Annotated in this window: 2 protein-coding genes (1 of these 2 cut by a window edge); both read left to right on the plus strand. The window is 46.2% G+C overall.

Features of this window, described 5'->3' with window-relative positions:
- A protein-coding gene (pksL, locus tag NSQ83_RS09410) for a polyketide synthase PksL (protein WP_198878790.1) crosses the window boundary here: on the plus strand, positions 1 to 4,682 show its final stretch. It extends 8,941 nt beyond the left edge of the window; 4,682 of the gene's 13,623 nt are visible here — the last part of the coding sequence; its start codon lies beyond the left edge, outside the window; the stop codon is at positions 4,680 to 4,682.
- Positions 4,683 to 4,697: 15 nt separating this feature from the next.
- Positions 4,698 to 17,498: a polyketide synthase PksM gene (pksM, locus tag NSQ83_RS09415; RefSeq protein WP_198878791.1), complete on the plus strand. Its 12,801-nt coding sequence runs from the start codon at positions 4,698 to 4,700 to the stop codon at positions 17,496 to 17,498.
- The last annotated feature ends 5 nt before the right edge of the window (positions 17,499 to 17,503 follow it).

Raw genomic sequence — 17,503 nt, forward strand, 5'->3', positions numbered from 1 at the left:
ACGCCCGAACTTTAAATGAGAAAAAATGCGGTGTATATCTCGGCATTATGAGCAATGAATACGGGGTCATGCTGAACCGGCAGGCAAGAGCAAATGCCACCGGGAACAGCTTTGCGATCGCTGCGGCGCGTATTCCGTATTTTCTTAATTTAAAAGGGCCAGCGATTCCTATTGATACCGCATGTTCATCTTCATTGGTCGGCACACATTTAGCGCGCCAGGCACTTATAAACAAAGAAATTGATATGGCGCTGGTCGGCGGGGTCAGCTTATACCTGACGCCGGAATCTTACATGAGTATGTGTGAGGCCGGCATGCTTTCACCTGATGGACAATGTAAAGCATTTGACAATAGCGCGAATGGTTTTGTGCCCGGCGAGGGTGCGGGTGCGCTGGTTCTGAAAAGGCTGAAAGATGCGGAAGCGGACCGTGACCATATTTATGGCATTATCATTGGCTCGGGTATTAATCAGGACGGGAAAACAAACGGAATCACGGCACCGAGTGCAAAAAGCCAAATGGATCTGGAAAGAGACATATATGAAACATACGGCATACATCCTGAGAGTATCAGTTATGTCGAGATGCATGGCACAGGAACAAAACAAGGCGATCCAATTGAATTAGAAGCTCTGTCCACCGTATTTCAAGAAAAAACAGACAAAAAGCAGTTTTGCGCAATCGGTTCCGTCAAAAGCAATATTGGCCATACATCCGCGGCGGCAGGAGTAGCCGGGGTTCAAAAAGTGTTATTATGCATGAATCATAAAACACTTGTGCCGACATTGAACTTCACGACACCGAATGAGCATTTTGAATTTGAGCATTCTCCTTTATACGTAAATACGGAGCTTAAGCCTTGGGAAACGGGTGATGGAAAACCGCGGAGAGCATGTGTGAGCTCTTTCGGATATAGCGGAACGAATGCCCATATCGTGATAGAGGAATATCAGCCTGAAAAGAGGAGCGATCCATTAACAAAGCAGCACCGCTCAGCATTATTTGTACTTTCAGCGAAAAAAGAGAAGCAATTGAAGGCCTATGCGGAAGCAATGAAAGATTTCGTAACTTCCAATGAAGATATCGATCTGGAGGATATGGCATACACACTTCAGACGGGCCGGGAAGCAATGGATTATCGCATGGCGTTTTTGGCGGATTCGAGAGAAATGCTGATCAAAGCTTTAGATGATTATTTGGCTGAAATGCCGAACGGCAGCATATTTGCTGCTCACGTGAAAACGAAGAAGAGCGAAATCAAGCTGTTTGAAACGGATCATGATGCCAAAGCATTGCTGCAAACATGGATAGAGAAAAAAAGGCTGGAGAAAGTAGCAGAGCTATGGGTGAAAGGGCTGCAGATAGATTGGAACAAGCTTTATGGGGAATACACGCCTCGCCGAATCAGCCTGCCTGCTTATCCGTTCGCGGAAGAGTATTACTGGCTGCCAACTCAAGAAGGTGAACCCGAAACCATTGCTACAGCACTCCCTCATTCCGAACTGATGCCAAAGCGCTGCTTTCTGCGTAAACAGTGGCAGCCTTGTCCGATTGAACCGGCAGAAATGACGAATCAAACCGTCGCCATTTTGGCAAATGAGGAGACAATGGCATTAGCGGAAGAGCTTTCGACGTATTTCTCGACATACCGTATATTTGACAGCCAAGAGCTGGATCGGGTATCTGCTGCTGACTATGAACACGTTGCTGGAGCAATCGATCTGATCGGGTGCGGAACGAGCCATGAGCATTCTATGGGCTGGATAAACTGGCTCCAAAAGCTGATCGAGCAAGGACGTACAAGCAAGCATCATATGACGATCTTGGGTGTAACAAAGGGGCTGGAGGCCTACGCAAATGAAGGTGTTCTTTTGTCTGGTGCTTCACGGGCCGGTTTATACCGCATGCTTCAAAGTGAGTACAGCCATCTTACTTCAAGACATGCAGATATGGAGTGCGAAGCCTCTCATGGGGAGCTGGCCAGACTGATTGCAGTTGAATATTATGCCAAGAGCACAGAATCAGAAGTCTGTTATCGAAACGGACAGCGATATCGCGCATATTTGACAGAGCAGCCAGCAGAAGCCGCTCTAAGTCATAAGCAAGTATCGTTTTCAACAGACAAAGTCCTGCTCATTACAGGCGGGACAAGAGGTCTCGGCTTGCTGTGTGCGCAGCATTTTGTGAAAACATACGGCGTTAAGCGGCTGGTCCTTATCGGCCGTGAAGAGCTTCCACCGCGTGACCAGTGGAATTCGGTAAAAATTTCCTCGCTTGCCGAGAAAATAAAAGCCGTTCAAGAGCTAGAAGACATGGGTGCGCAAGTTCAGGTGCTGTCTCTGGATCTCACAGACAGGGTTGCTGTCGAACAGAGCCTGAAGACAATACACGAAACAATGGGGGCGATTGGCGGAGTCATCCATTGTGCCGGGATGGTGAACAAACAAAACCCGGCTTTTATCAGAAAATCACTAGAAGAGATCGGACAGGTGCTTGAACCGAAAGTCGAAGGTCTGCAAACGTTGTTTGACCTGCTTCAAGATGAACCATTGGCGTTTTTCACCTTGTTTTCATCAGTATCAGCGGCCATCCCTGCACTAGCAGCAGGACAAGCTGATTACGCGATGGCAAATGCTTTTATGGATTATTTTGCGGAGGCTCATCAAGATAAATGTCCCATTGTAAGCATTCAGTGGCCTAACTGGAAGGAGACCGGTTTAGGCGAGGTGCGAAGCAAAGCTTTAGAACAAACTGGATTGATCAGTTTGACAAACGACGAGGGATTACAGCTGCTTGACCAGATTCTATCAGACAGACAGTATGCTGTCGTGCTGCCGGCAGTACCAGATACAAACGTTTGGAAGCCGGATAAGCTGATGCAGCCGTCATTGCCTGTCGAAGCTCTCTCGCATCCTGAGATGAAAGAGCAAACCAGCACTCGCAACCTGTTCCCTGAAACAGTCGACTGGCTCGTAACTCTTTTTTCAGATGAACTGAAAATAGCTGCAGAAGACTTTGAAACGGATGAACCTTTCCAAGAATACGGAATCGACTCGATTATATTGGCCCAGCTGGTACAGCAGATGAACCAACAATTAAATGGAGATATTGATCCGTCAATTTTGTTTGAATACCCGACAATAGAATCCTTTGCACACTGGCTCATTTCGAAATATGACATATCAGCTGTTTTACAGCCATCTGTTCCTGAGAAACAGCCATCGCTCAAGCCGCAATCAGCGATGAAACAGAAGCTGGTGCCAGAACAGCGGCCGCAACAGATAAGCCATGAAAAAACGGCACTTCTTGCTGAGGACATCGCTATCATCGGTCTTAGTTGCAGGTTCCCAGGAGCAGAAACCCTAGAGGAATACTGGGAACTAATACGTGATGGACGGTCTGCGATTGCGCCTGTTCCGCCTGAACGATTCGGGAACTCCAGCTCAAATTACGCGGGCCTCATTGATGAAATGAACCGATTTGATCATGATTTCTTCATGATGTCCGAAAACGATGTCAGAGCGATGGACCCTCAAGCTTTGGCTGTATTGGAGGAAAGCTTGAAGCTGTGGTATCACGCCGGTTATACAGAGAAAGAAGTGAAAGGCATGAGGGCTGGTGTTTATATAGGAGGCCGAAGCCAGCACAAGCCTGATCCGGCCAGTCTTTCAAAAGCAAGAAATCCGATAGTCGCTGGCGGACAAAACTATTTAGCGGCTAACATCTCACAATTTTTTGACTTGAAGGGGCCGAGTATTGTCCTGGATACCGCTTGTTCCTCTGCACTGGTGGGGCTGAATATGGCCATTCAGGCTCTGCGAAGCGGAGATATTGAGGCAGCGGTTGTAGGCGGCGTCAGTTTGCTTGATGCTGATGCGCATCGAATGTTTTATGAGCGCGGACTTTTATGTGACAAACCGTCATTCCATATTTTTGATAAGCGGGCAGACGGTGTCATTTTAGGAGAAGGCGTGGGCATGGTTCTCGTCAAAACCGTCAGCCAAGCGGTTGAAGACGGAGATTCCATATATGCAGTCATTAAAGCCGCTGCGATTAATAATGACGGAAGAACGGCAGGCCCATCATCTCCGAATCTCGAGGCACAAAAGGACGTCATGCTGTCAGCGCTTGAAAAAAGCGGCAAAAAGACTGAAGAGATCAGCTATCTTGAAGCGAACGGATCGGGGTCGGCAGTAACAGATTTACTTGAATTAAAGGCAATCCAGTCCATTTACCGTTCTGAATCAAAGGCTCCGTTAGGGCTGGGATCGGTGAAACCTAACATCGGCCATCCATTATGTGCAGAGGGGATTGCGAGCCTGATTAAAGTAGCTTTAATGCTGAAGCATAGACAATTGGTTCCGTTCCTGTCAGGTAATGAAAATATGCCGTATTTTGATATAGAAAAAACAGATTTGTATTTCAGCAGATCGCAAGCCGAGTGGAAGGAGACAACGCCGGCTGCGGCAATTAATTGTTTTGCAGATGGCGGAACGAACGCCCATCTCATTGTAGAAGCCTGGAGAGAATTGGTTGATCGTTCAATTAGAAGAAAACCTCTGCCTTTACCGGAATTAAATAGGCAGCCCGTTTTAATCAAACCATCAGCTCAAAACGTGCAGAAAAAAGTGCATTCAGACACGGGGGCTTCTAAAGATATGTTTTGGAAAACTTTCAAATAAGAGAGGAGTGGGAAAATGATAACTGAACAACTGCACATTTCATTAAATAATCCAATCATGTCCAACCACAAGGTATATGGACAAGCGTTATTACCCGGCCTTGCTTATATAGATTTAATCTACCAAGTATTCCAGGAACATGGTTATGCATACCAAGAGCTTGAATTAAAAAACCTGACCATTTTTTACCCTTTGATCGCAGATGAGTCATATGACATTGCCCTGACCATTCACGTGTCTGAAAGAAAGGAAGGGACATGGTCTATCATCATCGACGGACAAAAACAGCATGGAGAATCACTATCTGACAAGAGACAATATGTGACTGCTGACATGCATCGTAAAGAGCAAACTTCTTTTGCCGAATCAATAGACCTTAATCAGTGGAAAAATACAGCTGACAGGATTCTGAATTTAGATGAAATATATGAACAATGCCGCTCTAAGGAGTTAGTGCATACCGGCATGATGAAGGCAAAAGGGCGGATTTATGAAACCAAAGAGGGGGCTGTAATTGATTTAGCAGTCGGACAGGAAGCGTTGTGTCATTCTGAAGCTTTTCTGTTTCATCCGACGCTTATTGACGGCAGCGGCATAGGTTCAAGCTGCCTGATCTCAGATCAAACGATGTACCTGCCATTGTATTATGAATCGTTTTCTGCTTCAGAACGATTGCAAAAAGGATGTACAGCACGGATCCTCTCCTCATCTGTGCGCCAAAAGAAAGAACTCACTTATATGACGATTGAATATTTTAATTCAGCAGGACAAAAAGTGGCCGAGCTGAAACAATTTGCAGGCAAGTCTGTACGGAATATGTCAGCCTTTCATTCTGCAAAAGAAATTCAAGAAGAAAGAGCTGCTGTCTCTCAGAACATCAGTCGGGACTATCCCGCATTTGAAATGTATTTGCGTCAGCTGCTTGCTAAGCAGCTTGAAAGGCCGGCAGAACAAATGGATATCCACGCTGGGTACTATGAGCTTGGTCTGGATTCTCCGTCATTGCTTACCGTGGTTCAGGAAATTGGAGATAAGATTGGAGCGGATCTTGCTCCGACACTGCTGTTTGAATTTACAACAATTGCAGAACTAGCTGCTCATCTTGCTGATCACTATTCAATTGGAGAGGCGGACGATGCTGTCCGCCAATCTCCTTCACCAATGAAGGATTCTCCTGATGGTGTTACCTCTTCACCAGAGATCGGGGAGGACATTGCCATTATCGGAATGGCGGGACGCTATCCTAAGGCAAAAAACATACAGGAATTTTGGGAACATCTTAAAGCGGGTACCGACTGCATCACAGAGATTCCAAACTCACGCTGGGAGTGGAAAGAAAACAATGGACAGGATTCACCTGCAGGCAAGCCACTCTCGAAATGGGGCGGGTTTATCGAGGAGGCTGATTGCTTTGATCCTCAATTTTTCAGAATCTCTCCGCGTGAAGCGGAAATGATGGACCCTCAGGAACGGTTATTTTTAGAGACATGCTGGGAAGCTATTGAAGATGCGGGTTATACACCAGAGACAATTGCTTCACCGCAGGGAGAAAATAAAAGACAGCATGTCGGTGTGTTTGCCGGCGTAATGCATAAGGACTATTCCCTTATAGGGGCTGAAGCTCTATCAGAACACAATCCATTTCCTTTATCGCTGAATTATGCGCAAATCGCCAACAGGGTCTCTTACTATTGTAATTTCCACGGCCCAAGCATGGCGGTGGACACGGTCTGCTCTTCCTCATTAACTGCGGTTCATCTGGCAATAGAGAGCATCCGGAATGGAGAATGCGAGGCCGCGCTTGCCGGAGGCGTCAATTTGTCATTGCATCCGGCTAAATATATCAGCTATGGCAGTGTAGGAATGCACTCAAGTGACGGCTATTGCCATACTTTCGGCAAAGACGGAGATGGCTACGTATCTGGAGAAGGTGTCGGGACAGTATTGCTAAAACCGCTGCGAAAAGCTGAACAGGACGGTGACCGAATCTATGCTGTCATCAAAGGAAGTGCGATAAATCATGTAGGAAAAGTAAGCGGAATTACAGTACCGAGCCCGGTAGCTCAAGCTGATGTTATCGAAGCGTGTCTAGAAAAAACAGGAATTGATCCGCGCACCATCAGCTATGTTGAAGCCCATGGCACTGGCACCTCATTGGGAGATCCGATTGAAATACAGGGGTTAGTAAAAGCTTTCAGCCGCAATACGCAGGACAAGCAATTCTGTTCAATCGGTTCTGTTAAATCGAATATTGGCCATGCTGAAGCTGCAGCCGGCATTAGCGGCTTAACGAAGACTGTCCTGCAGCTGCATCATAAAACCTTGGTGCCGTCATTACATTCAGAAGAGCTGAATCCTTATTTGAAGCTTGATCAAACCCCATTTTTTGTCCAGCATGAAACAAAGGAATGGGAGCAGCCATCTTTTACAGAAAACGGGGTGGACGTCACATATCCCCGCCGTGCCGGTTTAAGTTCGTTTGGCGCTTCAGGATCAAATGCGCATCTTATTTTGGAAGAATATATTCCGGCCGAGAGCCATTCAGAAACGATTTTAACGAAAAATGAAGAAATAGTGATACCTTTGTCTGCGAGAAACAAAGATCGTCTGCAGGCTTACGCTCTTAAACTTCTTGATTTTCTTAGCGAGGACGTCAATCTTTTAGCGTTAGCTTATACTATGCAGGCAGGACGGGTTGAAATGGAGGAGCGTGCGGCCTTCATTGTAAAAGACATAAAAGATTTAACGGCTAAACTTCGGGCGTTTGCCAATGGAGAAGATGAGATCGAGGGCTGCTGGACCGGACGAGCCAAGGAGAATCAGGAGGCGGCTGGGCTAGCATCGGTAAATGCGCTGAATAACAATTTGATAACAGACAGTGAAATGATGGAAATGGCGAAAGCATGGGTTCAAGGAAAGCGGGTCACCTGGGACGACCTATACGGCGATCGCAAGCCGCTTAAGATCAGTGTTCCGACCTATCCGTTTGCAAGGGAGCGCTACTGGATCCCGGTTCCTGAAATGAAAACCAGCACTGTGAATCATATCTTACATCCGCTGGTGCACCGCAATACATCAGACTTTACTGAGCAGCGCTTTAGCTCTGTATTTACAGGCACGGAATTTTTCCTGTCAGATCATGTTGTACAGGGACAGAAGATTTTGCCGGGCGTTGCCTATTTAGAAATGGCAAGGGAAGCAGCGGAAAAAGCTGCAGGCGATCTGGACGGCGAACAAAGAGTGGTGTCGCTTAAAGACATTGTGTGGGTGCGTCCTATCACGATAGAAAGTGAACCAAAAGAAATACATATTGGCCTTTTTCCTGAGGATAACGGGGACATTTCCTTTGACATTTATAGCAGCTCTGAACATAAAGAAGAAGCCCTGACGATACACTGCCAAGGCCGCGCTGTCATTTCAGATGAAGCGGACACTTCCATTTTAAACCTTTCATCAATACAGACAGAATGCAGCCTGGACACAGTGACGTCAGAACAATGCTATGCAGCGTTTCGAAAGATTGGGCTTGACTATGGAGAGGGCTATCAAGGGATTGAAAAAGTCTATGTCGGCAAAGATCAATTGCTTGCAAAAATCTCGTTACCCGCTTTTCTAAAAAACGACAAGCAGCATTTTGCGCTCCACCCGAGTTTGATGGATTCCGCGTTCCATGCCACAGTCGGTTTTATCGTTAGCTCAGTCAATGCCGCTGGACAAGCTCAGACGCTGTCTCTTCCATTTGCGTTACAGGAGGTTGATATTTTCAGCCCATGTCCAGAGAAGATATGGTCTTATATTCGATACAGTTCAGACAGTAAAGCGGAGGACAAAGTCAGAAAGTATGATATTGATTTATGTGATGAGAACGGACATGTTTGTGTGCGAATGAAGGGTGCCTCGATGCGGGCACTTGATGGAGAGCAGCATTCAAAGCCGCAACTATTAACTGATTCTCAGCTGACCGGGCATACGATGATGATCCCCGTCTGGGAACCAGTCTCTCTAGAAGCGGAGGATAATGCTTCGTTTGCTGGTACACGAGCTGTTTTATGCGGTGCTGCTGAAGCTGATCGGGCATTCATAAAGCATCATTATCCGCAAGTTTCCTTTATCGATATCCGGCCTGCAGATGACATTGAGGGAATAGCGGTCAAACTGCAAGCGTACGGAAGCATTGACCATGTATTGTGGATTGCCCCGTCACACCGGAGAAGTATAGGTAGTGATGGACAAGAAGAAGCTGTTCTTCACTTATTTAAGTTTTTGAAAGCATGCCTGCAATTAGGCTATGGCGAGAAACAACTTGAATGGTCTCTTGTGACCGTCCAAGCGCAGCCGGTTACGCAACATGAGGCAGTACAACCCGCTCATGCAAGCATTCATGGGCTTGCCGGCACAATGGCAAAGGAATATCCACACTGGAAAATCCGTCTTCTCGATCTTGAAAAAGGCTGCACATGGCCGGTAAATCACATGTTTGCGCTCCCAGCTGACCGCCTTGGCCATGCTTGGGCCTATCGTAATCAGCAATGGCATCAGCAGCAATTGATCCCATATCGGCACTCACTGTCAGGCGACACGCTATATCGGAAAGGCGGAGTCTATGTGGTCATCGGAGGAGCCGGGTATATCGGAGAGGCGTGGAGTGAGTACATGATCCGCCGCTACCAGGCGCAAATCGTTTGGATTGGGCGAAGTCAACTTAATGCTGCCATCCAGTCAAAAATAGACCGACTTTCGGCGCTTGGCCCTGAGCCTTTCTACATTGCAGCCGATGCAGCTGATAAGCATTCATTGCAGCAGGCTTATGATCAAGTGAAAATGCGCCATCCTCATATTCACGGGATTGTTCACTCTGCGATGGTTTTATTTGAGCAAAGCCTGGAAAAAATGAAGCCGGAAGAATTCACCGCTGGACTGGCGGCGAAGATCGATGTCAGTATTCGGATGGCCCAAGTGTTCCGCCAGGAGAATGTAGATTTTGTTTTATTCTTCTCTTCGCTTGTAGCCCATATCAAAAATGTGAAGCAAAGCCATTATGCCTCTGGCTGTACATTTGCAGATGCTTTTGCTCACCGGCTTTCTCAGAGCTGGGCATGCCCTGTAAAAGTCATGAACTGGGGATATTGGGGGAATAGTGAAGCGGCTGAGGATGAACATTATGTACAGCTCATGAATCAAATCGGCTTAGGTTTAATTGAGCCTGCGGAGGCTATGAAGGCGCTGGAAGCCCTGCTTTCTGGGCCAGTCAGCCAAACAGCTTTCATTCATACGACAAAGCCTGTAGCAGTCGAAGGTGTGAATCAGAATGAATTCATCACTCTTTATCCAGAGCAACCTTCAGCAGATGCAGAGAGCCTGATGGAGCGTCTGCCGACTACGGCACGATTTCAAAGAGTGACACTTGAAGAGCTTGATGATCTTCTTTACAGGCTGTTGTTAGGACAGCTGCAAACAGCCGGGCTGTTTGATGGTTATACATTATCGGTTGAACGTCTTCAACAATATAAGACTCGTGAATTTTATGGAAAATGGATTCGGCAAAGCAGCGAATTTCTCTTGCAGCATGGCTATCTTAAGAAAGTTGGAGATTCATTGGTGAGGAAGGACCAAGCAGAGGATATCGAGCTGCTTTGGCAAGAATGGAATGCGAAAAAAGAAAAGTGGCTTAAAGACAGCGAGACAAAGGCGATGGTTGTCTTAGCAGAGGCCATGCTGCAAGCATTACCGGATATTTTGACAGGGAAAGTCCCTGCAACAGATATCATGTTCCCGCATTCCTCGATGGAACTGGTGGAAGGCATTTATAAGCATAACCAAGTGGCAGACTATTTTAATAAAGTGCTTGCCGATACATTATTAGCTTATCTGGATGAACGTCTGAAGCACGACCCTGAGGCATCGATTCGCATTATGGAAATAGGCGCAGGCACAGGCGGCACGAGTGCCGGAATCTTTGAAAAACTGAAACCATATCAAAAGCACATCAATGAATATTGCTATACAGATCTGTCTAAAGCATTTTTGCTGCATGCAGAAAAGGAATATGGGGCGGAAAATCCGTACCTGACATATCAGCTTTTTGATGTGGAAAAACCGATTGATCAGCAGGAATTTGAAGCGGGAGGCTATGATGTCGTCATTGCCGCTAATGTCCTTCACGCAACAAAAAATATCCGTCAAACACTGCGGCATACAAAAGCGGTAATGAAAAACAACGGAATGCTGCTGCTGAATGAAATGGCGGGAAACAGCCTGTTCCCTCACATCACCTTTGGTCTTTTGGAAGGCTGGTGGCTGTATGAAGATCCTGCAGTGCGGATTCCCGGCTGTCCAGGCTTACATCCTGACAGCTGGAAAGCGGCACTTGAAAGCGAAGGCTTTGAATCTGTCTTTTTCCCGGCCGAGGCGGCACATGATCTGAGTCACCAAATCGTCGCAGCCTCAAGCAACGGGCTGGTTCGCCGTATGATGAAAAATGTGGTCTTGCCAGAGAAGGATGTTTCACAAGCGTCTAATCAGGAGCCAGCCTACATTCATACCATAGATTCAGAGGAAGCTGGACAATCAAAACATGCTCTCCTAAGAGTAAAAAGCACAGAATATATGAAAAAACTAATCGGGGAAACGTTGAAAATTCCTGCAGGAAAGATTGAGTCATCTGAACCGCTTGAAAAGTACGGGATTGATTCTATCGTTGTTGTCCAGCTGACGAATACATTGCGTAAAGAATTTGACCATGTAAGCAGCACTTTATTTTTCGAGTACCAGACCATTGACGCATTAGTGGAGCATTTCATCAAAACAAAAACAGAAGCGCTGATGAAATTAACAGGTCTTGACCGTCAAGTTCTACAACAGACACCGGCCGAAAGCAGAACCCAATCTTCACAGAAACCTGATCAGGCCGCTAAAAGAACACGGCGCTATCGCAAGCTTGGCTTCAGCGGGGAGAAAGAAACACCGACAAACACTCTTGTAAGCCGTGACGTTGCCATTATCGGCATTTCTGGACGCTATCCTCAGGCGGAAACAGCAGAAGACTTTTGGAACAACCTAAAAGAAGGAAGAAATTGTATTGAGGAAATTCCGAAAGATCGCTGGGATTGGAAAGCTTATTACGATAAAGAAAAAGGAAAAGAAGGATCAATTTATACGAAATGGGGCGGATTTATCAAGGATATGGACAAGTTTGACCCATTATTCTTTCAGATTTCTCCGCTTGAGGCAGAAAGAATGGACCCTCAGGAGCGATTATTTCTGCAAACCGCTTATGCAAGTATTGAAGACGCGGGATACACGCCTGACTCGCTCTGTTCAAGCAGAAAAATCGGCGTCTTTGCCGGAGTCATGAACAAAAATTATCCGACCGGCTACGGCTATTGGTCTATCGCCAACAGAATATCCTATTTACTGAATTTCCAAGGCCCGAGTCTTGCAGTCGATACAGCCTGCTCATCCTCCCTGACAGCGATTCATTTAGCGCTGGAAAGCATCTATAGCGGATCGAGTGATTGTGCCATTGCCGGCGGTGTCAATTTAGTTGTCGACCCGGTTCACTATCAGAATTTATCTGTCATGAATATGCTCTCTGCTAGTGATACATGTAAATCATTCGGCGATGATGCAGATGGATTTGTCGACGGTGAAGGCGTAGGCGCCATTGTGTTAAAGCCGCTGCAGCAAGCAATAGCGGACGGTGACCATATTTACGGTGTGATAAAGGCAAGTGCCATTAATAGCGGAGGAAAAACAAATGGATACACGGTTCCAAATCCTCATGCACAGGCACAGGTAATTAAAGAAGCAATGGAGCGCGCCGACATTCCTGCCCGAACCATCAGTTATTTAGAGGCGCATGGAACAGGCACTGCATTAGGAGATCCGATTGAGATAGCGGGGTTAACAAAAGCATTTGAGAAAGATACGCAGGAGAAACAGTTTTGTGCGATCGGCTCCAGCAAATCAAATATCGGTCATTGTGAAAGTGCAGCCGGAATTGCAGGGCTGACAAAAATACTTTTTCAGTTTAAATATAGCCAAATTGCACCATCATTGCATGCTCAGCGGTTGAATCCGAACATCGAGTTCAGCCATACGCCATTTGTCGTTCAGCAGCAACTTGGTGAATGGAAACGCCCGGTGATTGGCGGGCAAGAGGTGCCTAGGCGCGCTGGCTTGAGCAGTTTTGGCGCCGGAGGGTCCAATGCCCATATCATCCTGGAAGAATATATTCCAAGAACGGGGACGCAAACGCCGAAAGACCATCCTCCAGCGCTGATTGTGCTGTCGGCCAAAAACATGGAACGCTTGCAAGAAAAAGCGAAACAGCTGCTTACAGCCATCAAACAAAAAAGGTACCGCGAAACAGACCTGATCAGGATTGCCTATACCTTGCAAACAGGCCGTGAAGCAATGGAGGAACGGCTGGCCTTTATAGCGGAATCACTAGAGGATCTTGAGAGAAAGCTGAACGATTTTATCGAAAACAAAGCAGACAGCCTGTATCTGGATCGCATCGATGATAACAAAAAAGCGTTAGCAGTCTTATCAGCGGATGAGGATACGGAAAAAATCATAGAAGCATGGATGAGCAAAGGGAAATACACGAAACTGCTGGATCTTTGGGTGAAAGGCTTGTCTTTCGACTGGGGCATGCTGTACGGCACCCAAACGCCTGTCCGGATCAGTCTTCCGGCATATCCATTTGCGAAAGAGCGTTACTGGGCACCAGGCGCGGCAAAGGTCCCGGCGTCTATAGAACAGGATCATGATCAGCAAACAGAAGAACCTTTCAAGGTTATGACTTTTCAAGAAGTGTGGATAGAAGAGGCGGCGACTCTCACATCGAAACGTATCAAAACGCTCATCTGTTTTCTGACTGAAAGAGAAAAGCAAAACGCATTTGCTTCAGCCCTGAAAAACGTTGATCAAGACACCAAGGTCATTTTTATATCACAGGGCGAAGTGTACAGCAAACAGTCTGAATATAGCTACCAGATTGTGCGGCAAGAACCCGTTACTTTTGAAAAGGCCTTCCAGAGCATTAAAGAAGAACTTGGAGAGCCAGATGCAATCCTCTATATGTGGCCTATGGAAGACAAGCGCTGTATAAAGGACCATTCCTGTATTGTTTACCTATTACAAGGTATGTCCGCAGCAAAGCTTCATCCTTCACGGCTGCTGCTGGCAGGATGTTTTGAAGATAGTCTTGACCGAAGTTATCTGGAATCATGGATTGGCTTCGAACGTTCACTCGGGCTTGTCCTTCCGCACACAAAAGTAACTGGAATCTTTCAGCCCGCGGAACAAGGATCGATGGATGATTGGACACGTAATATATGGGCAGAATTACAGGCTTCAGCTGAACAAACGGTTTTGTATCAGAATGCGAAACGATATGTAAATCACATTGAACAGACAACGATACAACCGGACGACAGCAAATTGAAGTCTGGCGGTACTTACCTGATTACAGGCGGTGTAGGAGGGCTTGGTTATTTATTTGCCAAGCATTTGGCCAAAAACTATGCCGCAAACCTGATTTTGACAGGGCGGTCGCCTTTTAATGATGAAAAGCAAAAGCAAATAAAAGAATTAAAGGATCTAGGCGGCGAAGCGATGTATGCAGAAGCAGATGTGTCTGATCCTATCGCAATGGGAGACTGCGTAAAAAGAGGGAAAGACCGATTCGGTGCCATCAACGGTGTCATTCATGCAGCCGGGATCGAGAGCGACTCTGCTATTTTTGACAAAAAGATCGAAAGCTTCCAGCGCATCATTGAACCGAAAATCAACGGCACGATAGCGCTTGATGAATGGCTTAAAAATGAAGACCTTGATTTTATGTGTTATTTTTCTTCTTCTTCTGCGGTTTTAGGGGATTTTGGATGTTGTGATTATGCGATTGGCAATAGGTTTCAGATGGCTTACGCACAATACAGAAATGAGCTGCATAACGGTAAAACGTTTGTCATCAACTGGCCTGTATGGAAGGATGGCGGAATGAAGATCGGTGATGAGGAAACAACGGATATGTACCTGAAATCAAGCGGCCAACGCTTCCTAGAAGCCGAGGAAGGCATCCGTATGTTTGAGCACATCCTAGCTCAGCAGGATGCTCAGCATCTCGTGATAGCCGGTCAGCCCAGCCGTGTCAGCAGATTTTTAGGAATGACTGAACCAGCTATTCCAGAACCGGCCACTCAAGCCCCTCTAGCACAAGAAAACAAGGATGAGGTAAAAACGTTAAGCATTGAAAAGCGTTTAGAACACGACTTGAAAGAGCATATTCACACATTGCTTAAGATTTCAAAGGACAAGCTGAATTTGAACAAAAATTGGGCCGACTTCGGATTTGATTCAATCTATTTGGCTAAATTTTCGAATGTGTTATCAAAGCATTTCAACATCGAAGTGACACCGGCTTTATTTTTCGGCTATTCGACTTTACAAGAATTGATCGGCTTTTTCTTAACCGATCATAAAGAGCTGATTGAAGCATTTTACCGGGATGATGCATCAGAGGCGCAAAAGCCCCCTGAAGATTATGCAGCAATTCCTGTAGCTTTAGAACCAGAAGCCAGTAAAAAAAGCATTCGGCAGGTTCACGATGAGCCTATTGCCATTATCGGCATGAGCGGCAGGTTCCCTCAAGCTGATTCGGTCCATGAGCTGTGGGATAATCTGAAAAACGGTAAATCGTGTATCTCTGACATTCCGGGCGAACGCCGGGACTGGGGGAGAGCTAACAGAGATCCAGAAAAAGCAGTGCCAAGGTGGGGTGCATTTTTGAAGGACATAGACCGGTTTGATCCGCTGTTTTTTCAAATATCGCCTAAAGAAGCCGAAAGCATGGATCCGCGCCAGCGCATTTTTCTAGAGGAAGCATGGCACACGTTTGAAGACGCCGGCTATATGGGAGATCGGATAAAAGGAAAATCCTGCGGTGTTTATGTAGGTGTGGAAGAAGGGGAATATGCGCATCTAACCGGAGATACGGATTACATTAACGGAACACAAAACGCCACATTGTCTGCGAGAATCGCATACACATTGGATTTAAAAGGGCCTAATATGGCTTTGACAGCAGCATGTTCATCTGGACTGGTGGCGATTCACCAGGCATGTTCAGCTCTGCGTCAGGGGGATTGTGAAATGGCTTTAGCCGGCGGCGTCAGCTTGAATATTTCTCACATGTCTTTTGAGGCGCTGACAAGGGCCGAAATGCTGTCTCCGAACGGACAATGCAAAGTGTTTGACCAGGATGCCAATGGTCTTGTGCCAGGTGAAGCGGTGGCTGCTGTTCTCTTGAAACCATTATCAAAGGCAATTGAAGATAAAGATCATATTTATGGCTGCATCAAAGCCAGCGGTGTGAATTACGATGGCAAAACCAACGGCATTACTGCGCCAAATCCTTTTAGCCAGGCAGAATTGATCGAAAACATTTATGAAAAAAATGAAATCAATCCGCTCGATATTCAATATGTGATGGCGCACAGTACCGGCTCGAATCTTGGTGATCCGCTTGAGGTCCAAGCGTTAACGAGCGTGTTCAGCAAATATACGAAGCAGAAGCAATTCTGTATGATCAGCTCAATTAAACCTTTAATCGGACATACATTTGCAGCGTCAGGAACGGTTGCTTTAATCAGTATGCTGATGGCTATGAAAAACCAGATCATTCCGGCCACTCATCACTGTGAATCGGAAAACCCGTATATTCCGTTTAAAGAAAGCCCATTTGTGCTTTGCAAAGAAAACCGTTCGTGGATCAGGAAAAATCAGAAGCCGAGGATGGGAACGATCAGCACGACTGGAATCAGCGGCACCAATGCACATGCAGTCATTGAAGAATACATCCCGGATGATCAGCCGTCCACACAGCGGCATCAAGGGTCACCGCAGATCATTGTGCTTTCAGCCCAAAATGACGATCGGCTTCAGGATGCTGCCTGCCGCATGATTGCGTATCTGGAGCAGAATCATAACCTTTCTTTACCTGATGTGGCATATACGCTTCAGGTTGGGAGAAAAGCCATGGAAGCAAGGCTCGCGCTCGTTGCAAACAATCAGAAGCAATTGGTGCGAAAATTGAAGGAATATGTGGAAGCAATGAAGAATGGTGGGGTATCAGGCCAACAGAGATCCCTTTATACAGGATATACAGAAGGGATTTTAGAAGAACAAGATGAAGCAGTTCTGCAAGCTCTCGCAAAAGAAAAAAATTTGGAAAACATCGCGGAATGCTGGGTGAAAGGATATCAGATTCCTTGGGAACTCTTTCATGATGGCGATCACGTTCGGATGGTTTCTTTACCTGGTTATCCATTTGCAAGGGAACGGTATTGGATTTCGTCAGGCACTCAGCAATCAGAGGCCGTTAAACAGCATTCACAAGATATGAAAACAGAGATTGACGAGCCGAATGGCAAAACCCACATTCAAAAGATCATTGTTCAATTTTTAGCACGAGAATTGGGCATATCTGAGGATCGAATCAATTTCAAAAGAAACTTCCTGGATTATGGGATGGATTCAATTCTTGGCCGAAAATTGATGCGGCATATCGAAAAAACCACGCAGCTGAAGATGGCCGGCCGGGAAATCCTTGAATGTCAGACAGTCCAAGCTCTATCTGACCATTTGGCCTTAAAAGCGGAAAAACAAAATCATAGCGCAGCAGCACATCAAATAAAGGACACGTATACAGACGAGCAAATCATCGGATTGATGCAAGAGGTGGCGCTAGGGAAATTGGATTTTAAGAGTGTGCAAAACATCATAGAAGGGAGTAAATCGTATGAATCATAAAGAAA

This window comes from Bacillus sp. PS217, from assembly GCF_037963535.1.
In the GTDB taxonomy this organism is placed as follows: Bacteria; Bacillota; Bacilli; order Bacillales; family Bacillaceae; genus Bacillus; species Bacillus subtilis.

Bases quoted from the DNA above. Each gene is read 5' to 3' on its own strand.
- pksM (WP_198878791.1), top strand. From the start codon at position 4,698: ATGATAACTGAACAACTGCACATTTCATTAAATAATCCAATCATGTCC.